Origin of the sequence: Rothia sp. HMSC069C01, from assembly GCF_001814655.1 — a bacterium.
Lineage (GTDB): Bacteria > Actinomycetota > Actinomycetes > Actinomycetales > Micrococcaceae > Rothia > Rothia dentocariosa.
The window spans coordinates 147,917-172,192 of sequence record NZ_KV817379.1; the positions used below are offsets into that span (position 1 = coordinate 147,917).

The window sequence follows — 24,276 nt, forward strand, 5'->3', positions numbered from 1 at the left end:
GATCAATAACCTTCAAAGGCTCTACCTCTCCCGTGAGCAACAAATAATTCAACGCAGAAACCCACATGCCAATACTAGTCCGCATATGCGAAATAGCATACCCATTACTCGACTGATACGGGCGAGGAATTGGAACACCCCACGCACGATGCTCCCGAGTCCCAGGAATAAACTTACCAACCGCCTGAAACTCCCAATACTTCACCTCACCCGAACGATCTTTATCATCCCAAAAAGGCTCCTCCGTAGGCGAAGGAGAAGACGAAAAACCCTCAGTTCTAGAAGGAGTTGGCCTAGAAACAGCGCATGAACTCAACACCGAACCAGCAACAACACCCAAACCACCAACAAAAATCGATCGACGAGAAAAGTACTTTATATTATGGGTCAACATACCTGTTGTACCCCTCAGAAAATTCATTAGTTCCTCTACTCCAAGGATCTTCATCTGCCGTATTTGTCCCAGTATATAGTTTAGTCGTAGTCTCCATGTCACTAGTTTCTACTGATACTACTGGCTCTGAAGGTATTTTATGGCTTTGAATGTTTCCTTGTACGGCTTTATCGTAAACGCTCATATCATGATACTGCATAGGGTTTAGTGACTCTAGTGGAGATTCGATGGTAATTTTATTTCCTTCCGGACCACTTAAATTCATACCATATGGAGTTGCATGAGGTATAGGATCATATCGATTCTCTACCTGCGTCAAGTTAAAATGATGGGGCAAATTTTTATTCTGCCCCTGTAAATTGTCAAGAGGCGCGCCATAGGTAACAACGTTACTCACATTATATTTATTATTAAATTCTTCATTATTCGCTAAGTTATAGGCAACAGCACCACCCTGAGAATGACCCACAAGAACTACCTGATCATCAGGAGATATTTCTGCATCTTGTAATGCTTGTGCTACAAGTCTAGGATACGGAGACATATCATCAATTTTATCCTTTGTATTTCCCCCAGGGGTACCCAGATTAGATCCTATACTACCCAGCTCACCTTTCTTGCCGTCGAAATCGGTACCAGATATATACACATAAACGACACGCTTGCCTTCTTTATTTTTATATATATCAAGCTGTACACCCGAGTATCCTCTATCGTCTTTTTTCTGCAATTCCTTAACATAATCCGCAGAATCAACCTGACGCATACGAGTCGTGATTTCGTCAAGGCGTGTAGGAGGCTCCTTAGGGGCAGCAGATATTTCAGGCATTCCATCTTTATTATTCTGTTCAGTTACATTCAGATCCTTAATATCAGGATGATTCTTATTATCCTGAAGCTGAATTTTAGGCTGCCTGCGTCCTTCTTCCTCACCGGCGCGCCCAGCACGCCAGAGCATAATTAGCAGTGGCAACTTCCTACCATTTTGAGAAATATCCGTAGTGAATTGGCCAACGAATCCGTCTATATAACCCTTCATATACATAATATTATTTATTGTATCTATATTAAATGAAATTAAACCATTTGAAGCCTTATATATCCAATCAACCGGCATAAGTAAAAATTTAAAAACAGTTAAAAGTGCCTTCTCAAGTATATGCAAAAAATCATTTCCTATCCCTACAGACCAAATAGTATACGTAATGAGGCCCAACGTCATCCGTGATTTTATATCAGATACAATCCCGTCCCATTTTAAAGCAGCTTCTAAAAGGGTTTGTTTCCACCAAGTCTGAAAATAATTCCAACCGCTATGAATCTCCCTCAACTTCTTCAGCTCTTCAACTGAGACAGGTGAGAGTCCCCACGGGTCGATGAGCCCTACGGGGTTGTTGCCGACCAGAGAATATTCGTTCCCTACCCAGCCAGTGCCGGGAATTGCCGGAAGTGGGTCACGCGAGAGGAACGAAGCCGTCGACCCATCCACCATCCGGTGTCCCAGAACGTTTACCCCTGCAATCCCGATACCACCAGCACGCGGCACAGAAATCAGAGACAGCGCATCCGGCATCATAGATGTCTGAGCTGGTGAAGGCGCGCTACTCTGAGGGCTGTAGGCGCTAAACGGATCGAGTGAACCCGTTCCCGGTGCCAGCATGGGAATCGAGAACTCACGGTCTTGGGGCAACGAAACGCCCAGAGCGCTATCGGCAATACCTTCGGGAAGCTTAGCAGCGGGCGCGGATCCCACGCCCATAAGCGCGGGCACATCCAAAAGATCATCCCACACCACCGGAACCGATACACCATCTGCGCCTGTCACCTGGTAAATCTCGCCCTCATAGGAAGCTGCCGCAGAAATAGTACCCTCAGCAGCCGCAGCATTCGCACGCGACACAGCTGCCAGATACCCGGAAGGGTTGAAATCTACGTCTATCTGAGAGCCGTCAGAGGTACGCTCACCCGTGCGGTGACCGTTAGCATCGTAGGTAAACACACGAACCTGAGATAGTGAAAGCTCGATAGGTTCTGTTGGCGTATTGTCTAATGGCAAAGCGCCCAAGGTGAAAGCCTGAGGATGCTCTAGACCGTGCTGCTTTAGGAAATCATCAGCATGCGCGATCTCATCAGAAGAAACATCGAGAGTATACGTACAAACGTTGTGAAGCTGAGCCGCAGCGTCATAGGTGAAAAGGCGCACACGGGCAGAGACAACCTGTAAAAGCCCAGGATTTTCTGCATTTTCTGGTTCGACGAGCGCGTATACTTCACGTTCCAGCGTGCCTGCGCTCCCCCAGTTCCAGGTCATGTATTCGTTTCCACGGCGGGCACTCACCAGCTGCCCAGAACCATCATAGGAGTACATGACTAACCCAGCAGGAGAATCGACACCAATAATGCGCCCTTCACTATCCCGCATAATCTGAGCATGGCTGTAAACATCGCCTGAAGATGCAGACTCTTCGGAATACTCCGTGATCAGACCGTCCGTGTAGTTCCAGCGGCGAACAATATCTCCCACCCGAGCACGTACTAGGTTGTTAACGGCATCATAGGCAAAGGACGCGGTTTCTCCCTGAAGGTAGTCACCCGTCGATACCAGGTTTCCGGCATTATCGTAGGTGTAACTCTGCATGCCATAGGGACTAATCAAACCCGTGCGGTAGCCATCGGCATCATAGATATACACTAGCTCATATGTTCCTTCCGAGAGGAAGGTCTGAGAAATATCAGCAACCGAGGTTTCGGAGGACAGCACCGATTCACCGACTCCGTGACGAACGCTGACCACGCGATCCAGGCGGTCACGGTGAGTACGGGTCACCCAAGGTTTTTGACCCGAGTTTTTACCGCCAACTGCGGTCCAGTCCCGCACGGTGATGCTTCGTCCGCGCAGGTTGCGGGCAATCTGTGCCATCAGCTCACCGTCAACGCGGTATGCCGTCACCTCGCCGTTTGCATCATACTCCCACACATGAACCCTGTGGTCAGGGTTAGTCTTTGAAACTAGGCGCGAAGCACCATCGTAGGAGTACTTTGTCACGGCACCTACGGGATCAACTCGGCGTACCATATTGCCCAGAACATCATATTCGTAGCTGGTAATGGCGCCTGCTGGGTCCATCATCGATACTACATTCCCGGCTTCGTCATAGGTGTAATGGGTACGTCCGCCTACGCCGTTAATCATGGTGATAACCTGACCTGCGGCGTCATAAACGAAGGAGCGGGTACCGTACTTACCATCACGGATACTTGTTACGCGCCCGGCGGCATCATAGGTATAGTGCGTCGGAAGCTGCGAACCACCCACCACACTGATAATACGGCTGGCACGGTCGTACGTCATGCGTTCTACAGTTCCATCCGCAAATTTACGTGCTACCGGGCGCGAATCGGCATCATACTCCAGCTCGGTGGTATTCCCGTTTCCATCGGTCATAGACGCAAGCCGCCCCGCTCGATCGTAGGCGTAGGTTTTGACTCGCCCTGCGGGAGATACTTCACGCACAAGCTGATGCGCGCGGTTATATTCGTACCGCGTCAGGCCGCCTTCGGCATCAAGAATTTCAACCGGGTTACCCACGACATCATAGACAATGCGCTCTTCACCAGATGCCGCACGCTCTTGAACGGTTTCCGTGGGTGAGGGGATTTCCTCGCGTGCCACCGGGCGTCCTAGCTGATCAAGCTTCACCCGTATTGCTGTACCTGAACCGTCATGCTGCGTCACCGTGCGGTGGGTACGATTGGCGATATTTTTCACCTGCACACCGGTCGGATCGATCGTGCTGGTAAGCGTACTTGCCGCGTCGTAAGTACGTTTCCAGGAACCGCCAGCGGGGTCGACGGTTTCCACCAGACGTGCCAACCCGTCATAGATATAGGTAAAGGTTCTATCGCCGGGCAGGGTTTCCGAACTCATATTTCCGTAGAGGTCGAAAGTACGTGTGGTAATGCGCTCAAGCGCATCGCGAAGCTGAACCACATCGCCGCTGGCACCGTATGTGTACTCTTGACGCGCGCCCAGGGGGTCAACGGCAGCAGTCAGGCGAGCGCCTTCAGCGTACTCAAATTTCCAGAGAGCACCCGTGGGGTCTTCATAGCAGATCAGGTTACCTGCGTTATCGTAGGTTAGAGTCGTGCGATAACCGAGTGGTGTTGTTACAGCCGTTAGCTGGCCTGAAGGAGTGTACTCCAGACGTGTGGTCTCGCCCAGATCATTACTCATAGTGACCGGCTGCCCAAACTTGTCGTAGGTGAAGTTCACCCCTACACCTTCAGGATTTTCAGTTCGGATCAGCATTCCCTGATTCCAGGTGAATGTGGTGGTGTTGCCTTGGGCATCAGTCACGGCAGACGGATAGCGATCCTCAGGACTGGCATAGGTGAAGGTCTGGGTTGCAAGGACCTGCGGTGTACTATCTTCCGTTCCCTCCCCGTTCAGGTGGGCAATGTACGTTTCGTAGCGTTTCCGCTGGTCCACCTCAAAAGTAGAGATGATTTGAGAGGTCACCCGGTCAAATTCATCGTAAGTAGTGAGCGTTTCTGCGCCTTCGGCGGTGATCTCGCGAATCTGCCGACCACGCTCATCGTAGTACCTGTGTATGCGGCTCCCATCGCGTTCCGTTACGAGACGGCGGTTACCGAAGGTGTCGTAGGAGAAGGTAGTACGGCCGCCTTCAGCATCATGCAGGGCAACCAGGCGACCGTATTCATCGCTAACCCACACGTTTGCATCGGTGCCGTCAGTATTGGCAATATCGGTGATGCCGTGGTTCAGATAGGAGTACCGCACGGTACGCCCGTAGTGGGTGAGCTGCTGAATTATACGGGCTCGTTCATCATAGGAGTTAGTAACCTCGACGGTACCATCTGCTGCGATAACACGGTAAATCAGATTATTCTTATCATGCTCGTATGTACGGGTACCTCGCGCAGTATTTACACCCGTGAGATGTCCAGCAGTTCGTTCTGCAAGACCTCCGTACATATATTCAGCATGCTCACCAGTAGAAGTGGTTGCGTAAGCAACGCGCCCATCACGGTATTGAATCTTAATATGTCGTCCAAGTTCGTGTATAAGCTGAACTATTTGATCTTCGCTGTTACGCAAAGCAGCAATTGTAGTTCCTGGGCCAGTAGTTGCACCAAGCCAGGTACCGCTCGGGGAGAAATAGGTTCGGGTTCCCTGATTATCTTGGGCACAGTAGAGCACACCGACATGTTGCTCTGTGGTATTCAGAATGAATTCAAGCGTGGAGTCAATGTCATGATGTTCTTCAAGACTTATACGCTCAAGCCATTGCGCTTCTCACTGAGCTCGGGCAAACCCTTCACCCTGCCGTGCATAGAAGATATGCCGCCCATCAGGAAGAATACGGGTTGCGCCTTCGTCCTCAAAAAATAGTTTTACGTCCAGATTCGATGACCAACCAGGACCAAAAACACCAGTATCCATAGAGTCATCGAGCAAGGCGACGCTGTTGTACATGCGGGTTAGAGCACAGGATGATGCAAGACCGGAATACTCAAGGTCAATCTCCGGTTCGATAAAGTTACCCGTCGCCACATTAACAGGGTCGTTTGCGAAACCACTTGAAGGCGTTTTACCCGTCACCATAGGTGCTGGAATCGTTAGGTCGGCGCGGTTATTACGTATACCTTTAAGATCTAAGCTGTTTTGCAACGCCGCGTCCGAGAGGGTAACAAACTCGCCAGCAGCTCCAGCCTTTTTAAATTCGTTCGCAATAGTATTTGCCCACCGATGATCTTGGCGGTTCTCTTCATTCCATGTCTCAAATGCTTTTATAAAGTCTTCGCAGTCAACGCTCCCCCACTGACTTCCAGCAGAAAATTCCGCAGCTTTATTACGGATTTCACTAGGAAAATGACTAAGCCCAGCGACAAGGCTCTCAGTTTGCATAGCGCTTATCATCAATCTGGAAGGTCGGAGCGAAGATACCGACATACCCTGTTCTGTATTCTCTCCTATACGAGGAAACTCACGTGAAGGCTGTCTTACGACCTCAATATGAACATTGGGAGGAATAATTTCATCTACTGGCGGGGCAAATCCCCAAAACTCATCCCAGCTTTTATGAAGCCCCCACCAGTCATCCTCATACTCGCGTGCCTTCTGGCGGTTTCTTCGTTCATCATAAGCAGATCTATCAATTTGTTTAATAGACCGTTCTAGCTGCTCCAGGTAGCTGATAATAGCGTTTCCACCCTCAACAGCTATCTCCATATTCCGCCGGTAAACTTCAGCGAAATACCCTCTGAAATCTTTAAGTGCTTCATCAGCAGTTCTACGCAGATCAGGTAGCAGAAATTTAAGCTCTCGCAAGGCTCTCTGACATATATCTGCGAATAAGGAAGCTGCAGAATGATCAAATATAAGGGGATTATGGTTCGCGTATCCGATTTCGGTTCTCTGTGGTTGTTCATCGCTCATGGCATGCATCCTCAATTTTATTAAGTCACGGAAGCTCAATGGTGTTCATGTAATTGACACCTATAAGAATACCTTGAAGAACGTAAATTATCGTGAATTTCTTCAATACTCCTTGAGAAATTTTTGCACTTCATATTGCTGGACTCCTCATGTCATACCCTAGACTCTTAGTACAGAATGCTACTCACAGAGAGTACGCCGCGCATAGTGAAGGGGATGGGAACCACGTTAGGTTCCCATCCCCTTTCTATTGCGTCAGCGGTGCTCTAGGCTCAACCGCCTAGTCCGTTTACCGCATTTGCCGAACCGGCTATTTGCCTTCGAGGATCACCACATCCAGGATGCGCGGCCCGTGCACACCCTCCACGCGAATCAGCTCAATATCGCTGGTCGCAGACGGCCCGGAAATCATGGTCACCGGGCGCTCGTAGGTGATGCGTTCAATCGCCTCCGGCACCAGCTCCACAACCGTGGATTCCGGCACCACGCATACGTGGTGATCGGGCACCAGGGAAATCGCACGGCGACCTTCCTGTGGGGTGGAGTTCAAGAAAATGGTGCCGGTCTCAGCGCACGATACGGTCGAGGAGGTGACCACCGCATCCACGGCATCAAGCTCATGCACCGAAAGCGCGCCGGGTTCAAGAGTGCTCCCCGAATCGGTGACATGCACGCGGGTTGCAGTGTCCTCAGGCAGCCATTCGGGGTTCAGCCCGGTGGGAACCACATAGCGCGAGTTCTCTCCTAGACGCTCAGCAATAACCTCGGCGATATTCGACTCGGTCGCGTTGAAGACGTTCGCCTTATAGTCGATCAGACGATCTACCAGCATCTCAATAGTCTGTTCGCGGTTCAGCTCGCTTACGCGGCGGTAATTACGCACGGGAGTTGGTGCCTCGGGGGCATCCGACAGGGACTCACGAATACGTGTGAGAATATCTTCCTTCGCAGAGGACATTATGCGTTCTCCTTACCTTCACGAGCCGCCTGAGCTTCGGCCGCAGCCTGTGCGTTCGCTGCGGCTTCTGCAGCCTTACCCTTATTCGCTTCGATGAGAGCGGAAATATCCACGCGCTCGGCGCTGTCACGAGCGGGTGCGCCAGACTTTTCCTTCTTCCACCAGTTGCGGAACGATTCTTTGGGAGGCTCAGGAATATCGCGGTAGTCCGTCCAACCGCCGACAATTCCGGGCACCTTCGTAATCTTATGTTTCTTGCCGCTAATCAGACGGGACATCGGCAGACCGCGTTCGGCGACCGCCATCATCTTGCCCGAGGAGAACAGCTTCTTAGCACCGTACATCATGGCGTCCATCTGGGTGGGCGCGTGTTTCTTCGCGTGCTTCGCCTCAACATCCTTACCGCGCAAATGCACCAGCACCTCGGGGAAGTTGATCTTCACGGGGCACACTTCGTAGCAGGCACCGCATAGCGAAGATGCGTATGGCAGCGAGTTATTGTGCGCCGCCTCAATACCGGAAAGCTGGGGCGAAAGAATTGCACCAATCGGACCGGGGTAAGTGGAACCGTAGGCGTGACCACCGGCACGCTCGTACACCGGACACACGTTCATGCAGGCAGAACAGCGGATGCAGCGCAGAGCCTGGCGACCCAGTTCATCGGCCAGCACAGCGGTACGACCATTATCGATAAGGATCACGTGCAGGTTCTGCGGGCCGTCACCGGGGGTTACGCCCGTCCACATGGAGGTGTAAGGGTTCATGCGCTCACCTGTGGAGGAACGCGGCAAAAGCTGCAGGAACGCCTCGTAGTCCTGGAAGGTGGGCAGCAGCTTCTCGATACCCATGAACGAGATGAGAGTATCGGGCAGAGTCAGGCACATACGACCATTGCCTTCGGATTCCACGATGGTCATAGTGCCGGTCTCAGCGATACCGAAGTTCACGCCCGAAACGGCGACCTTAGTCGAGAGGAACTTCTCGCGCAGACGGTTACGCGAAGCCTCCGCAAGCTCAGCGGGTTCATCGGTAATATCCGGGTTAATGCCTTCAATCTTCTTAAGGAAGATATCGCGGATTTCGCGGCGGTTACGGTGAATTGCAGGAACCAGAATGTGCGAGGGGCGGTCTTCGCCGAGCTGCACAATTTCTTCCGCAAGGTCGGTCTCAATGGCGTTAATGCCGTTCTCTTCCAAGAACTCGTTCAGACCGGTTTCGGCGGTTGCCATGGACTTGATCTTGATGATCTCGTCTACACCCTGCTCACGAATCAGATCGAGGGCGATCTGGTTTGCCTCGTGAGCATCGCGCGCCCAGTGTACGTGGCCACCGCGCGCGGTAAAGTTGCGCTCGAACTGTTCCAGCATTTGGGGCAGGTTGAAGAGCACATAGTTCTTCACCATTTCGCCGGTGTTGCGCAGTTCCTGCCAGTCGGGCAGCTCGCTGGTGACGCGGGCACGCTTATTGCGAATAGCGTGGGTCACGAAACGCAGGTTATTACGCAGCTGGTCATTCTTCAGCTCACGCTTGGCGTATTCGGGGAACGGTTCGTTCTCAAAGATATTACCTTCGCCGTAGTGCACGACCTTCGGCATACCCAGGGGGATTGCGGTGGAAGTCATCATCAACCTACTTTCTATGCGAAGGCGAGTTCTACGTTGCCGTCAATCTTCAGCGGATTCTCCTTGGTGGAGGCGAGGATTTCGGCAAAATGGACGGTCTTAACAGAGGATCCGCGGCGTGAGAGCGCACCGCCGATATTCATCAGGCAGGAGCAGTCGCCGCCAGTGCATACGGATGCGCCGGTCTTCTCAACGTTGGTTGCTTTATCTTCAACCATCGCACCGGAAACATCGGCGTTCTTGAACGAGAAGGTTCCGCCGAAGCCGCAGCACTGGTCGAGACCCTCAATTTCGGTGTACTTAATACCCTCAACGGTGCGCACAAGATCTGACTGACGAGAGCCAAGATGCAGCAGACGCATACCGTGGCATGAGCTATGGTAGGTCACGTGCTCGGGGAAGTAAGAACCAAGCTGCTCGGCAGCGTTGGTGATGCCCAGAACGTCAATGAGAAGCTGGGAAAGCTCAAAGGTGCGTGCAGCAATCTGTTCTGCGCGCACGGCAAGATCTTCGTCGCCCTGATGACGAGCGATCATGGGCTGCTGGTGCCCCAGGGATGCTACGCAGGAACCTGAGGGTGCCACGGCAACATCCCAGTCCCACGCCTCAAAAGACTCGACGTGGTTTTTTACGACGGGGTAAGCATCATCAAAGTACCCGGAATTGACATGCATTTGGGAACAGCAGGTCTGCCCGGGAGGATAAACAACCTCATGCCCCAAGCGTTCTAGAATCTCGACGGTCGCGCGTGCTACGCGGGGATACATGCCATCAACAATGCACGTGGAGAAAAGCGCAATACGCATGTTATCCGTCCTTTCTGGTTTCGAGTCTCTACAGAACCGCTGATGTGGGATGCGGTATGCGCTCCGGGACGCAAATTCCTGTGCCGAATTTACGTAACGCGGGTTTTCAACGCGCCAGGATCATGACTGACCAGGTTCTCTCAGGAACCCGCCGGTGTTTACGGGGACCGGTCATATCGGTGTAGAAACGTATTCGTAGACTTTCTTCGTTGATCTTCATTTAACACCAGGTTCGGAGCATTCCTTTAATTGAAATAACGAACATTTTTCTCACCAAATTGAGTTTTAAGGACTCCCTTAGTTTCAGGTAGTAAAGCATACTTTAGGTCATAGCAACCCCAATGTTTCGAGATACCTTAAACAGACATTCCGGCGGGTGTATATGCAGCATCCGCGAGCTGATGCGGAACTGCCCAATTTTTCTGCATAATTTCCCGCAAATATGCATACCTTACCTATGCAGTCCCTTGCAATATCGGGTGGCACAACCCAGGAACATCTCGAAAAAATGCAGTGCGCAAAATCTCTATGCGCAGAGCTGAAATTTAATGCCAGAAGTTGGAACAACCCGTTTTTGGCACCCAGAACGCAAATATCACCCCTCTCCCCCGCCATCGTGCGGAAAACACACCTGCACTCTATAAGTTGTATCTCAAAGCACCCTTCGGGTAGGCTTCACATGAAGCTAATGGTCAGACCACATCCCAGAAGGGTGCCATAGTCGCCACGAATCCGTGGAATTTTGATTGGTCTGACCACATCACATTGAACCGAACCAAAGGAGTTCCAGTGAATACATTCTTCGCTGAACCCAACGCAGTCGGGGGAAGCCTTGGGCTAAGCGCGCTCGTGGCAACCATACCGCTGCTGACCTTCTTCATCATGCTACTCGTCGTCAAGGCACGCGCGCACTGGTCGGCGCTGGTGGCACTTGCCGCATCTATCCTGGTGGCAAGCCTCGGCTTTACGATGCCCTTCGATTTGGCAGGGCTCAGCGCGGTGCGCGGCGCTATCTACGGTTTGGTGATCTGCTGGGTGATCCTCGGTGCCATCTGGTTCTACCAGGTCACCGTGCTTGCCGGACGCTTTGAAGACCTGCGCCGTACCTTCGACCGTCTGGGCGGCGGCGATTTGCGCATCCAGGCGATTCTGATTGCCTTCTGCTTCGGTGGTCTGCTTGAAGCCCTCGCAGGGTTCGGTGCTCCCGTGGCAATTACCGCGACCATGATTCTTGCCCTCGGCGTGAAGCCGCTCAAAGCAGCTATTACCGTGCTTCTTGCTAACACCGCTCCTGTGGCCTTCGGCGCCGTCGCCGTCCCGATTGTGACTGCAGGCGATGTTGGCGGCAAAGACCCGCACGTTATTGCAACTATCGTCGGTCACCAGGCACCGTTCCTGGCAATGTTCGTGCCCGTCATTCTGCTCTTCATCCTCGACGGTATGAAGGGTGTTAAAGATGCATGGCTCCCTGCCTTCGTTATCGGTATTTCCTTCGCTATTGCGCAGTGGATTACCGCCGCAACTCCCGCCTACAACCTCACCGACGTGGTGGCATGTATTGTTTCGATGGGTGCTGCGGTGCTCTTCCTGCGCTTCTGGAAGCCGCGCGGTGTTGAGGGCGTGCGTGAACGCTACGGCCTGCCTTCACAGTCTGAGGAGAAAGAGGCGCTGCCCGCAGTGCGCGTGTGGATGGCTCTGCTGCCCTACCTGATTGTGGTCGCTATCTTCGGCATCGTGAACCTCAATGCCGGTTTGAAGGCATGGCTGAAGACCGTGGCTATTAAAATCAATATCCCCGCGCTCAGCTCCCGTTTGGTCACCAAGGACGGCACACCCGTCAAGGACGCCCCTTACACCTTCACCTGGCTTTCAAACCCCGGTACTCTGCTGATTATCTCGGGCCTGATCGTTGCGGTTGTTTACTTCTTCTTCAACGAGAAGGGGCGGTATGGTTTCAAGTTCCCAGCCGTTTTCGCCGAGTTCGGTTCGGTCATCTACCGTATGCGCTGGACGATTCTGACCATTGCCTCGGTGCTGGCACTGGCATACGTCATGAACTTCTCGGGTCAGACCGTCGCAATGGGTACTTTCTTGGCGGGCTTGGGTACCATCTACGCAGTACTGGCACCGGTGCTGGGCTGGATCGGCACTGCGGTGACCGGCTCGGATACCAGCGCAAACGCGCTCTTCTCCAAGCTGCAGGTATCTGCTGCCGAGAATCTGCAGCATGCTGGTGTGAGTGGTGCTACCCCTGAGCTGATGCTTGCAGCAAACACCACCGGTGGTGTGGTCGGCAAGATGATCTCTCCGCAGTCACTGGCTATTGCGGCCACCTCTGTGGATATGGAGGGCAAGGAGTCCGACATCCTCAAGGCCGTGGTTCCCTGGTCGTTTGCGATGCTCGTGGTCGTCTGCCTGCTGGTCTTCCTGCAGACCAATATCCTCTCGTTCCTCGTTCCCTAGCCCTTAGGGTTCCGTAACGAGCGAGCTGGCGGGGCGGGGCACCACAGGGTGCACCGCCCCGCCGCTGCACTACCGGAATGCAGTGCGGGCATCATAAAAATACTGTAGGCTTGCAGAGCACAACATTGGGCGTGGTTCTGTGACGAACCCACCCAGGCGGCGTACACGCCCTCAGGCACCCACCCACAGGGTTTTGCACCCTGGAGAGTTGCACAAGCTAAAAGTCACTTTCAGATTTCACACGAAATGGGACATACTCATGACGCGCACAACAGGCTCAGGGACGATCATGCAAGAGCGTAGTTACAGCATCCTGCTCGAAAACTTTGAACGCAGGCTGCGTCTGGGGGAGCTGCGTGTGGGCGATAGGCTACCATCCGAACGCACCCTAGCCGAACAGTACGGTATTTCACGCCCATCGGTGCGTGAGGCCCTGCGTATTTTAGGGGCTTTGGGACTGATTCGTTCCAGCACCGGTTCGGGCCCAAAATCCGGCGCTATCGTTATTTCTGAGCCTTCAGATGCGCTCAGTTGGGCGCTTCGCATGCACATTGCCACCCGCAACCTGCCCGTCAAAGACGTGGTTTCCACGCGTTTACTGCTGGAGGGGCCTGCTGCACGTGCCGCCGCGAACGCTCCGGATTCTGCTGAGCGTGACCTCGCCTTAGAGAACGCCCGCGAGCACCTGGCGGAGATGGATTCGCCAGATATTTCCAATGAGCGGTTCCATTTCTGCGACACACGTTTTCACTACGAGCTATCCCGCTTGAGCGGCAATATTGTGCTCGATACGGTCATTGATTCTTTGCATATGGCCACTATCAGTTACGTGCAGGAGGCGGTTCCGCTGCTGCGTGACTGGGCTACGGTTAAGCAGACTCTGCAAGATCAGCACCGGGGAATCTATGAGGCGATTTCCACTCGTGATGAAGAGGCCGCCTATGAGCGCGTATGTGAGCACATTAAATGGTTCTATTCCCTCTCAGACCGCGCCCGCGACCAACAGCGGGAACGGCAGGCTCAGGTGATAGATGCGGATGCGCTGCCGCATCAGGTGGTGCTGCATGAGGAGCATCTGGCGTAGAAGCTCTCTCATATGCATTAGGCACAAAGCGGGAACGTTTTCTATCCCTTCGCTACGTTGTGCCCTATCAGCTCCACTGCTTGGAGAAGATAAGGCATAGGTGTGGCTGGGGATTCGGCTAACTCGTTCGGCATAGGGTTGTAGTTCCCCGTAAGATGTGCGTTCCCGCATGCTTTTTCGTACTCCTCAAAAGGAAAATCTTGAGGAATAGTTTTCTCATCTTTCTCCAAGACTCCCGATAACTGACGATAGTGTCGTTGCGCATCTTTCTGATTTTGGTATTTTCTGACCCGTTCGTAATGAGCGTTAAGCCACACTTCAAAGCACGGTGCATTCACAACAGCGGCGATATCTTCGTCCGTACAACTCTTGATAAACTCACGTAATTTTTCACGGGTATGGTCGTCCTGATCTACCACAAACCATACCTGATCATAGTTTTTAGAAGTTCTGCCTATTACTTTTTGAAGTATCCACGTGGGATCTCCTGAAATAGCTTCTATCGTTACTGAATACTTTTCACGCGGTCCGTTGACCTTATCGCGTAACCATTCAAGGTAACGATGCTCCGTCACTTCACCATTGGTTACGACTAGGATAGTAGTCTTTGTGCTGCGTTTTCTTGGTGCTCTTAGCACGACGGCTCATTGTTCCGCCTCTAAAAGAGCACGTAACTCAGACATGTAGGTGGTGGGTATAGCCCCGAAAGCACCGGTGAGATACTGTTTCTGAATATTGCTCTTGGGACGGGTATCAAACTCTTCCAAAGAAAAAATTTCGCTCGCGCCCTCATTATTTTTCTCGGTAAACCACACTTCCGGCGGGTCAAGCAGGCGCATGGGGATATTACCCAGCAGAGTAGCATCGTGCGAAGTAAAAATGAGTTGCGCGCCGGTACGGTTCATGTCAGGGTTCTTGAACATGCTCACCAATTCAGCGGCCAAAGTAGGATGCAGGCTAGATTCCAGTTCATCAACTACTAACGCTGCGCCCCCTTGGAGGGCTGCCACAGCTCTACCCGCAAGCACAAGCCAGCTGAGAGTACCATCGCTCTGTGCGCTAAGCCCCAGCCTAACCTCTTTCTCATGTACTCCACGATGGTATAGATTAAGTGCTTGTGCACTCTCTAACATATCTTCATGAGAAAGCTCAGGCCCGAAACCCGCTATTTGTCTAATATTTGCTACTTCAATAAACTCTGGTGGGAGTTTTTTACGGTCTACTTCAAGACGGGTAACTCCAATATCAGCCACTTGTGCTAATGCGCTCATAGAACGCTCCCACAGGTCGATATTACGAATTATCATACGCATTATTGTCACGATATTCGTCTGTCGTGAAGCCATACCATCCATGAAATAGAAATCGTAGGCAAGAACACGCGCCAAAGGTGCCAGGGTCTCATGCCCGTATTGCCGAGCAACCGCTAAAAACAGCTGATCTGGCTGTGTAATTTTACGAACCTCTTGGGTGGCGCCCTTCAGCGAGGACCCTGCCTTTACGGTAACTGTGGAGTCTTTTTGGGTGCGGCGCTCAAAGAGTAATCGTGCTGTACCTTTTGGGTAGGCATGCATGGTTTCAAGGGCTATAGCACCGCTTTTATCTGCCTGTACCCGATAGTCATAGCGCACCTGCTCGTGGGTGAAACTCAGCGTGTAGGTTGTCTGCGGGTTGAGAGGGTTCTGAAGCAGATAAGGATGATAAAGATGTCCCCCAGGCGCACGGACAGCCTGGCTCAGTCTGATAAGCGCACCACGCACAATGGTGCTTTTACCAGAAGCATTCGCCCCGAAAATAGCGGCCACTCGGCTCGTAGAGCTCTCCCAAGTCTGCCCATTTTTCGGCACCTGCGTTTTGAGGGAGGGAAGCACCATCGACAGGTACGCTTCATCCCTGAAACTTTCATAGTTTTCAACCGAAAATTCTAGAAGCATACGCCAACTCTAACAAAAATAGAGGGTATTTTGGGAAAATTTTTCCCTAAAACACCAGAATTTACCCCTGAGTACATAATATTCTAGGTAAAAAGAGCAACGCTGCATGAGGAGCATCTGGCGTAGAAAATTTCCGCGAGTAGATAGTATTTTGACGAGCAGATATCAACGCGTTATCTGCTCGTCAAAATATTATCTACTCGCGCATTTAGTCTATCTAGAACTTCGTTCCGGTCAGCCTCTCGTAGGCTTCAACATAGCGGGCGCGGGTCTTCTCAACCACATCCTCGGGCAGATGAGGCACGTTATCCGAACCGTCCCAGCCCGATTCCGGCGAGCGCAGCCAGTCGCGCACAAACTGCTTATCAAAGCTCGGCTGAGACTTTCCGGGTTCGTACTCACTCGCATCCCAGAATCGTGAGGAGTCGGGGGTAAGCAATTCGTCGCCAAGGGTGATTTCGCCGCGGTAAGAGTCGGTTCCGAATTCGACTTTGGTGTCTGCCAAGATAATGCCCTGCTCGCGGGCGATTTTTTCGGCGGTGCTGTAGAGTTCGAGTGAGAGTTCTTCTAGGCGGTTACCGATTGCGTGCCCTACTTCGGCGTAGAGTTCTTCGCGGGTTACCGGTTCATCGTGCTGGCCTACTTCGGCTTTGCCGGTCGGCGTGAAAATTGGGGTTTCGAGGCGTGACCCGTCCACAAGCCCCGCCGGGAGTTCGATGCCTGCTATGCTTCCGGTGTCGCGGTAACTTGTGAGCCCCGAGCCCGTCAGATAGCCGCGCACAATGCACTCGACCGGGAACATATTGAGCGATTTGCATATCATGGCTCGCCCTGCGACTGATTCGGGCACATCGATTGAAATCACATGGTTTGGGATATGCGAAAGTTGTTGAAACCACCACAGCGACATTTGGGTGAGGATTTTGCCTTTATCGGGGATTTCGGTGGGAAGAATTTTATCGAAGGCACTAATGCGGTCAGAGGCGACGACCATGACGGAGCCTGCGCGGATTTCAGCATCGTCGCTGACGGTTAGCCCGGCAGCGTCATAGCGGCTTTCTTCGGGAACGTAAAGGTCGCGTACTTTACCGGAGTAGACGTGCGTCCACCCCGGAATCATGGGTGGGTTGTTGCGGGAATTCATGGGCAGTTCTCCTGTGGGGCGAATGTGCGCGGCGTGTTTATCTATTCTTTACCTTACCGGACAATGCCCGCATCCCGCGATATGTGAATCCGAATGCGACCGCAACGCCGTGTTCTCAGGGTTCGGCTGTTAAGTTCTGTTACTTGGCGCCCGGCTGGAATACACCGCGAGCAGGTTGCTTTTGGTCGAGCAGGTAGGAAAATCCCACCTGTTCGACCAAAAACGACCTGCTCACGCGAATAGAGAGTAGCGGTTAGTTGCGGAGTTCGGGCACGGTAATCGCCCCCTGCACCGCTTTGAGGGCAATATCGGTGCGGTATTGTGCGCCTTCCCAGGTGATGGCTCGTACCCCTTCATAGGCGGCATCGCGTGCATGGGCAAGGGTATCACCAAGCGCGACGACGGCGAGCACGCGGCCGCCCGCTGTCACAATCTCTTCGCCCGCGACGGCGGTTCCGGCGTGCACCACATGCACATCAGGCATAGCGGATGCGCTCTCAAGCCCCGCAATCGCATCGCCCTTACGCGGGGTTCCCGGATAGTTTTCTGCCGCCATGACCACATCCACGGCGGTGCGGGGGTCCCATTCCAGGTGGGTGTCTTCGGCGATCTCGCCGCGGGATGCCGCAAAGAGCAGCTGTCCGAGCGGGGTGCGCAGGCGTGCCAGCACCGCCTGGGTTTCGGGGTCGCCAAAGCGAGCGTTGAATTCGATGACGCGCACGCCGCGGCTAGTAACGGCGAGCCCGCAGAAGAGCACGCCCACGAACGGGGTGCCGCGTTCTGCCATGCGCGTGATGGTGGGGCGGGCGATCTTTTCGATCACTTCGTCCACAAATCCTTCGGGCAGCCAGTCAAGTGGGGTGTAGGCGCCCATCCCGCCGGTGTTCGGGCCTTCATCGTTGTCAAAGATGCGCTTGAAATCCTGCGCCGGAGAGAGCGGGAGCACGTTCTTTCCGTCGCTGATGACGAAGAGCGATACTTCGGGACCGTCCAAGAATTCTTCGATCACCACGGAACCGCCAGCGGCAAAGCAGGCGTTCGCATGCTCTAAGGCAGCGTCCCGGTTCTCGGTGACAACCACGCCCTTACCCGCGGCGAGCCCGTCGTCTTTCACCACATAGGGGGCGCCGAATTCGTCAAGGGCTTGCGCCGCTTCGGCTTCGATCGTGGCGACGAAGGCGCGGGCGGTCGGTACGTTTGCTTCTTCCATCACCTGCTTGGCGAATGCCTTGGACCCCTCAAGCTGTGCCGCAGCCGCTGAGGGTCCGAAGACCGCGAAGCCTGCCTCGCGCAGGGCATCAGAAACACCGGCGACTAGAGGTGCCTCAGGGCCAATAACCACCAGGTCTGCGGCGAGCTCACGGGCGAGCGTGACAGCCTGCTCGGGGTTATTGGCGTCGATGGCGTGTACCGGAACGTCCTGAGCGATGCCCGCGTTGCCGGGTGCGCTGTGAACTTCGGTTACCTGTGGATCGCGTGCAAGCGCACGGATAATTGCGTGTTCGCGGCCGCCGGGGCCCAGTACCAAAACCTTCATGTACATAAGGGTACCGTGTCGGATGCGGCACGGGCGGGGGTTTCGGCGCTCTTCCGTATCGTGGGGTTCCCACCCTCAGGCCGTAAAAAAGAGCCTTTATGTGAATAAAGCGGTGTTTTTAACGCTTTTTTCGCATAAAGGCTCTTTTTAGCAGGATAGTTTAGGGCTGCCGCCATGGCCTGCATTTGCGTCATTCCAGGGGCGGGAGTAGGCTAAATTGTCTTGTGAATACGGTCTGTTCTACTGGCCGGGCGCATTTGCAGGGCGTATTACACAGACGAAAGGATCCTCATGAGCGCGCAAAATTCCAGCACTCAGACCCCCACCCAAGATACGCACAGCGAATCCGATATTCACGCCAGATTATTCCCGATCCTGGCGCGCGTAGCATCCGTAACCGCGGTGCTCATGTACGTCTTCTACTTCCCGCAAATTATCGGCAATATCAACGGCCATAAGGGCGACTGGATTCAGCCGCTCGTTGCAGGCATTAACTGCACGCTGTGGGTGGCATACGGTTTGTGGCGCGAGAAGAAAGACTGGCCCATTGTGATTGCGAATGCGCCCGGCATTATTTTTGGCGGTACGGCAGCCATCACCGCGCTTATGTGATTTTATCCGCTAGAATTTCTATTTTTAGCACTATTATTGTGGGTATATGACTTCTCCTCAGCTTTCCCTCACAGACGCCGAACTCGTATTTCAGACTCGTAACGATCTGATCGAGACGACCCACCACGGTATTGTGGTGGTGCTCTCCCCCGAAGGCACCACCGATCTTGCCCTCGGAGACATGAGCCAGCCATTCTTTGCCCGCTCGGCGCTCAAGCCCCTGCAGGCTATCGGCACGCTCAAATCGGGGGCGCCGCTGCGTGGCGCGCAGGTAGCGATCGCGTGCGGGTCGCATCAGGGAACGTTCGAGCAGATGCGCGCGGTTCAAGACGTGCTTCAGGGCGCCGGTGTTGATGCGACCGCCCTGCTCTGTCCTACCGCCTACCCCGCTGATGCACACGCGCACGAACAGATGGTACGCGCGGATTTGGCGAAGACCCCGCTTGCGCATCCATGTTCGGGTAAGCATGCCGGGTTTCTGTGGGCGTGTGCCGCGCAGCTGGACCGCTCGGTCGTAGACCCGGATTCGCGCCAGTGGACGATGAAGGATTACTGCGACCCCGAGCATCCGCTGCAGCGCATGATTGCTGAGGAGATCGCGAGTTTTACGGGCGAGCCTGTGGGCACATCGGGCATTGACGGATGTGGTGCCCCCGTCGCAGCGGTCTCAGCTCTGGGTCTGGCGCGTGCCTATTCGACGCTCGGTGCGGCGATTCGCAATATGGATGCGGATGCGCGCGCCTCAACCGTAGCGACCGCGATGGTGGATTACCCCGAACTGATCCAGGCCCCCGGTATGCCCGATACGGTACTGAGTGAGCAGCTGGATGCGGTCGTCAAGAGCGGCGCCGCCGGGGTATTGTGTGTGGGCCTGCGTTCTGGCGCGTCTGTGGTCGTGAAGATTTCCGACGGCGCAACCCGTGCTGCCTACCCGGTTGCGCTGTGGGCGCTGGAAGCTACAGGGCATCTGCCTTCCGAGCAGGTGCAGCAGCTTCTTCCGCAGGTGACTCGCCCCGTGATCGGCGGCGTGCAGGATAATGCGCCCCGCGAAGTTGGAGGCTGGGTGCCCGGCGCAGATTTAGAACCGCTGGTGGGTGAGAGCGCATGAGTGTGCGCCGTCGAGTTTCGGAGGCTGACGGCGCGGCTGCCTTTGCACAGGTCAGACAGGTTTTTGATACTGTGCTTTCCGGAGAAAAACCGCTTATTAGTGCGGAAAATCGAGCCGATATAGAACAAGCGTTCGCTCGCCTGCCGCGCGGTGTGCGCGCTACCGCAGTGCGGTACGCCCTTGAAGAGCTCGCCACGCTCGCCCCCGGCAACAGCGTGGAGGTTCGGGTTCCGCCCTACGGGGTTACCCAGTGTATTGCCGGGCCTCGCCATACCCGCGGCACGCCGCCGAGTGTAGTCGAAACGAGCGGGTTTATCTGGTGTGCGCTGGCTGCCGGTGCCTTGGCTTGGGATGATGCGAGCGCATCCGGACTGCTGACCGCTAGCGGCGAACGCAGCAATCTATCCCGCTACTTCCCGTTGTTCTAGGCGCCGAGCTACCTGACAACGGCACCTCAAGTCTTAGCGTCCACGCTCTAGAGCAGACGACATTCCTTCAGCCGCGTTTTCCGCACCCCGCCGTCGCCAAGAGTCATTAGGCAGGATTCACCCCAAAAGATAGACTTGAAGACATGAGTAGCGCACACACACCTTCTAATTCCCACTCTGATTCTTCGGAACCGGAATCCCTCACGCCCGAAGCTGAAGCATCCCCTGAAGCCGAGGTTGAGTACTCACAGGTGCGGGTTCGCCGTGCCCCGTCGGTGGTAGCTTTCATGATGCTGGGGCTCATCATCGGACTTATTGCGGCGTTTATTTCGGTGATCATGGGTCCAGGCGATCCGTCATATTCTGAAACATCAGTGTTCGGTGTTATCGCGGTTATTTACGGTGCCGTCGGTGTGGCGTTGGGCGCCCTCGTGGCCCTGTGGCTTGACCGCCGCTCCCTCAAAAAGTCCGTAACGGCGCAGGTTGAGCCAGAATCCAAAGAAGAGGATAAGTAGGAGCGAGCGGCGCATCCTAAAACGCTTGACGCAGCCAAACGTGACATATTCATCGCTCCTGCGGGCGTTAAATTTCATAGCGTGCACCACAGGGTGGCTTGAAAGAGGGTAGACTAGAAATGTCTGTGTACTCCCCCGAGGGTACAGCTGCCCGGCGGCTCACACACCCGCGCGCAGACAAGACTTTCCCGCAGTCCCAACGTCGAAAAGATGTGAATTGATTCGTCCTGACGGAAAACTCACTCACGATCTCGATCCGATAGACCACGGACCCAAGGACGCCTGCGGCGTATTTGGTGTCTGGGCTCCCGGTGAGGACGTGGCAAAACTAACCTACTACGGCCTGTATGCACTGCAGCATCGCGGGCAGGAATCCGCCGGTATCGCAACGAGCAACGGCAAGCGCATCCACGTGTATAAAGACATGGGGCTGGTGTCTCAGGTTTTTGATGAGGCCACGCTCAGTTCCATGCCGGGCGAACACGCTATCGGGCATGCGCGCTACTCCACGACCGGCGCATCCCATTGGGCGAACGCTCAGCCGACTCTGGGCACCACCCCGCACGGCACGCTCTGCCTGGCGCATAACGGCAACCTGACGAACTCGGCAGATCTTTACGATAAGCTGCTACAAAAGAACGGCGGCAAGCCCCCAGCGTTTGGTGAGCTAGCGCAGGGCAATACGACCGATACCGCACTGGTAACCGCGCTTTTAGCCGAGCACGATTTTGATTCTCTAGAAGAAGCCGTTCTCGATCTGCTGCCCACCCTGCGAGGCGCATTCTGCCTCACGTTCATGGACGAGCAGACTCTCTATGCGGCGCGTGACCCACAGGGCGTTCGCCCGCTGGTGCTGGGGCGTTTGGAGCGGGGCTGGGTGGTTGCCTCCGAGACCGCAGCACTCGATATTGTGGGTGCATCCTTTGTGCGCGAGGTTGAACCCGGCGAACTTATTACGATCGACGAAAACGGTCTGCGTTCACACCGTTTTGCTGAGGCAAAACCCGCCGGATGCGTCTTCGAATACGTCTACCTGGCCCGCCCGGATACTACGATTGCGGGGCGCTCTGTATACGAATCCCGCGTGGAGATGGGGCGCCAGCTCGCCCGTGAACACCAGGTCGAAGCAGATTTGGTGATGCCCACGCCAGAATCCGGCGTCCCTGCGGCCATCGGCTACGCCGAGCAGTCCGGCATTCCCTACGGTAACGGCCTGGTCAAGAACGCCTATGTGGGGCGCACCTTCATTCAGCCTTCGCAAACCATTCGCCAGTTGGGTATTCGGCTCAAGCTAAACCCGCTCAAATCCGTGGTTGCGGGCAAACGCCTGATTGTCATTGACGATTCGATCGTGCGCGGCAACACTCAACGAGCCCTAGTGCGTATGCTTCGTGAGGCCGGGGCGAAAGAAGTTCACGTGCGTATTTCTTCCCCACCCGTGAAATGGCCCTGTTTCTACGGTATCGACTTTGCCTCACGCGCAGAGCTGATTGCGAACGGTCTTTCGGTGGACGAAATTTGCGCTTCTCTCGGCGCCGATTCGCTCGGTTTTATATCGGAAGACGGCATGATGGCGGCAACCGAGCAGCCCGCGAAAAACATGTGCACGGCGTGCTTCACCGGCAAGTACCCGATTGGGCTTCCCTCGGAGGAGCGCCGCGGCAAGTCGCTCTTCGATGCCGAAGACGGCAAGGGCGGACCGCTCGCCGGCAAGGCGGCGGAAGTGACCGTTGAGCGCCCGGTACCAAGCAAGCCCGAGCATGCGGAAGCCGTCTCCATTGAAACCCGCACCGGTACCGATACCTTGGAGAACAAGTTCGATACCGCCGCGCTTCCGGTGGTTCAGGCGCAGGCTGGCTCTGGCGCATCCGCACCCGTTGGGTCTGTTCAGGAAGCTCAACAACCGGCACCGGGCATGTGCAACCCCGGTCCCGACGCCGATCTTGAAGCGCTTTTGACCGAAGAAGACTTGGTTCCAGCACACGTTAATTCACGCCCTATAACCCCGAAGGACTAATAAACCCATGAGCGAAAACAGCACCTCTGTAACCTATGCAAGCGCTGGCGTTGATGTTGAGGCGGGCGACCGCGCCGTCGAGCTGATGAAGGATGCGGTGAAGGCGACTCACAACGCTTCGGTAATCGGCGGTGTGGGCGGTTTTGCCGGGCTGTATGACCTCTCGGCGTTGTCCTCATATCGCAAGCCCTATTTGGCGACTTCTACGGATGGTGTGGGCACGAAGGTTGCTATCGCGCAGGCGCTCGATATTCATGACACGATTGGCTACGACCTAGTGGGTATGGTCGTGGACGATATTGTGGTGTGCGGTGCGAAACCCCTTTTCATGACCGACTATATTGCTACGGGCAAGGTTGTTCCCGAGCGTATTGCTGATATTGTGCGGGGTATTGCCGGGGCTTGCAAGGTTGCCGGTACCGCGCTGGTGGGCGGCGAGACGGCGGAGCATCCGGGGCTTTTGGCTGAACATGAGTACGATGTTGCCGGTGCCGCAACCGGTCTGGTGGAGGCCGATGAGCTGCTCGGCCCAGATCGCGTGCGCGAGGGCGATGTGCTGATCGGTATGGCATCGTCGGGTATTCACTCGAACGGGTACTCGCTGGTACGCAAGGTGATCGATGTGGCGGGCTGGGGCTTAGATCGTCAGGTGGACGAGCTCGGCCGTACTTTGGGCGAGGAGCTTTTAGAGCCTACTCGCGTGTATGCGGCGGATTGTCTGGATTTGGCGGCTGCGTTCCCGGTCAATGGTGCTGACGGGCAGACCGGTCACGGTATTCGTGGGTTCTCGCATGTGACCGGAGGCGGTCTTGCCGCTAATCTGGCGCGTGTTTTGCCGCAGGGTTTGGAAGGTCGCGTGGATCGTTCAACCTGGCAGATTCCCGCGATTTTCTCGCTTATCGGTTCGCTCGGTCAGGTTCCGCTCGCCGACTTGGAGCGCACCCTGAACCTGGGTGTGGGCATGATTGCGATTGTTGATCCTGCGTTAGCGGATGCTGCGGTGAGTCGTCTGAATGAGCGCGGTATTTCTTCGTGGATTATGGGGGATGTGGTGAAGGCTGGCGACCCCGAGTTGAATAACCCTGACTATGTGCAGGGTGCCAAGGGCGTTGATGGAGGCGCGGTGCGGCTTTACGGCAGTTACGCGGTCTAGCTTGTACTCTGGTACGTTTTCGCTGTACCTCTTCCCCGCAG

General features: G+C 54.6%; 18 protein-coding genes. 8 read left to right on the forward strand and 10 right to left on the reverse strand.

Translation table 11 applies throughout. The features are described from left to right. The 6 genes from HMPREF2981_RS10920 to HMPREF2981_RS01275 all read right to left on the reverse strand — a co-directional run. Positions 1 to 205: DUF6318 family protein (locus tag HMPREF2981_RS10920; protein WP_246825188.1), on the reverse strand; the 205-nt coding region annotated here is incomplete at its 3' end. 175 nt (positions 206 to 380) lie between these two features. After that, on the reverse strand, positions 381 to 5,615 hold the full coding sequence (locus HMPREF2981_RS01255; protein WP_070660125.1) for a hypothetical protein: 5,235 nt from the start codon (positions 5,613 to 5,615) through the stop codon (positions 381 to 383). Between the two features lie 96 nt (positions 5,616 to 5,711). Beyond that, positions 5,712 to 6,854 (reverse strand): DUF6531 domain-containing protein, encoded by a 1,143-nt coding sequence (locus HMPREF2981_RS01260; protein ID WP_141750945.1) that lies wholly within the window; start codon positions 6,852 to 6,854, stop codon positions 5,712 to 5,714. Positions 6,855 to 7,164: 310 nt separating this feature from the next. Continuing rightward, positions 7,165 to 7,812, reverse strand: a complete 648-nt coding sequence (locus tag HMPREF2981_RS01265) for a LutC/YkgG family protein (protein WP_013397788.1) — start codon at positions 7,810 to 7,812, stop codon at positions 7,165 to 7,167. Next, positions 7,812 to 9,437: a LutB/LldF family L-lactate oxidation iron-sulfur protein gene (locus tag HMPREF2981_RS01270; RefSeq protein ID WP_048752701.1), complete on the reverse strand. Its 1,626-nt coding sequence runs from the start codon at positions 9,435 to 9,437 to the stop codon at positions 7,812 to 7,814. The genes HMPREF2981_RS01265 and HMPREF2981_RS01270 overlap by 1 nt, the downstream gene beginning before the upstream one ends. 11 nt (positions 9,438 to 9,448) lie before the next feature. After that, positions 9,449 to 10,240 carry a (Fe-S)-binding protein gene (locus HMPREF2981_RS01275; protein ID WP_004005516.1) on the reverse strand — a complete coding sequence of 264 codons (792 nt, stop codon included), beginning with the start codon at positions 10,238 to 10,240 and terminating at the stop codon, positions 9,449 to 9,451. Positions 10,241 to 11,029: 789 nt separating this feature from the next. On the opposite strand from HMPREF2981_RS01275, the gene HMPREF2981_RS01280 reads away from it, so the two are divergent. Next, entirely contained in the window at positions 11,030 to 12,703 is a 1,674-nt protein-coding gene (locus tag HMPREF2981_RS01280; protein WP_048754098.1) for an L-lactate permease, read from the forward strand. 259 nt (positions 12,704 to 12,962) lie between these two features. After that, a complete protein-coding gene (locus HMPREF2981_RS01285; RefSeq protein ID WP_048754099.1) occupies positions 12,963 to 13,787 on the forward strand; it encodes a FadR/GntR family transcriptional regulator in 825 nt (274 codons plus the stop codon). Between the two features lie 41 nt (positions 13,788 to 13,828). On the opposite strand, the gene HMPREF2981_RS01290 is transcribed toward HMPREF2981_RS01285, so the two are convergent. From HMPREF2981_RS01290 to purD, 4 genes are all read right to left on the reverse strand, one after another. Further along, the gene (locus HMPREF2981_RS01290; protein ID WP_065425139.1) at positions 13,829 to 14,425 is read right to left on the reverse strand and encodes an RloB family protein; all 597 of its coding nucleotides are present in this window, start codon (positions 14,423 to 14,425) and stop codon (positions 13,829 to 13,831) included. A gap of 6 nt (positions 14,426 to 14,431) precedes the next feature. Beyond that, positions 14,432 to 15,721 carry an AAA family ATPase gene (locus HMPREF2981_RS01295; protein ID WP_048754101.1) on the reverse strand — a complete coding sequence of 430 codons (1,290 nt, stop codon included), beginning with the start codon at positions 15,719 to 15,721 and terminating at the stop codon, positions 14,432 to 14,434. 217 nt (positions 15,722 to 15,938) lie between these two features. Continuing rightward, a complete protein-coding gene (locus HMPREF2981_RS01300; RefSeq protein ID WP_048754102.1) occupies positions 15,939 to 16,865 on the reverse strand; it encodes a phosphoribosylaminoimidazolesuccinocarboxamide synthase in 927 nt (308 codons plus the stop codon). Positions 16,866 to 17,118: 253 nt separating this feature from the next. After that, positions 17,119 to 18,402: a phosphoribosylamine--glycine ligase gene (purD, locus tag HMPREF2981_RS01305; protein ID WP_070660397.1), complete on the reverse strand. Its 1,284-nt coding sequence runs from the start codon at positions 18,400 to 18,402 to the stop codon at positions 17,119 to 17,121. 291 nt (positions 18,403 to 18,693) lie between these two features. Between purD and HMPREF2981_RS11005 the strand changes: the two genes are divergently transcribed. From HMPREF2981_RS11005 to purM, 6 genes are all read left to right on the forward strand, one after another. Then, entirely contained in the window at positions 18,694 to 19,014 is a 321-nt protein-coding gene (locus tag HMPREF2981_RS11005) for a PQ-loop repeat-containing protein (RefSeq protein WP_083313828.1), read from the forward strand. A gap of 46 nt (positions 19,015 to 19,060) precedes the next feature. Then, on the forward strand, positions 19,061 to 20,122 hold the full coding sequence (locus tag HMPREF2981_RS01315; protein ID WP_048752694.1) for an asparaginase: 1,062 nt from the start codon (positions 19,061 to 19,063) through the stop codon (positions 20,120 to 20,122). Continuing rightward, positions 20,119 to 20,550, forward strand: a complete 432-nt coding sequence (locus tag HMPREF2981_RS01320; RefSeq protein WP_070660128.1) for a sterol carrier family protein — start codon at positions 20,119 to 20,121, stop codon at positions 20,548 to 20,550. Before HMPREF2981_RS01315 ends, HMPREF2981_RS01320 begins: the two co-directional genes overlap by 4 nt. A gap of 143 nt (positions 20,551 to 20,693) precedes the next feature. Then, on the forward strand, positions 20,694 to 21,065 hold the full coding sequence (locus tag HMPREF2981_RS01325; RefSeq protein WP_070660131.1) for a hypothetical protein: 372 nt from the start codon (positions 20,694 to 20,696) through the stop codon (positions 21,063 to 21,065). A gap of 217 nt (positions 21,066 to 21,282) precedes the next feature. Beyond that, positions 21,283 to 23,082, forward strand: a complete 1,800-nt coding sequence (gene purF, locus HMPREF2981_RS01330; protein WP_070660133.1) for an amidophosphoribosyltransferase — start codon at positions 21,283 to 21,285, stop codon at positions 23,080 to 23,082. Between the two features lie 7 nt (positions 23,083 to 23,089). Then, complete coding sequence (purM, locus tag HMPREF2981_RS01335; RefSeq protein WP_070660136.1) at positions 23,090 to 24,235, forward strand: phosphoribosylformylglycinamidine cyclo-ligase; 1,146 nt, start codon at positions 23,090 to 23,092, stop codon at positions 24,233 to 24,235. Positions 24,236 to 24,276: the final 41 nt, after the last annotated feature.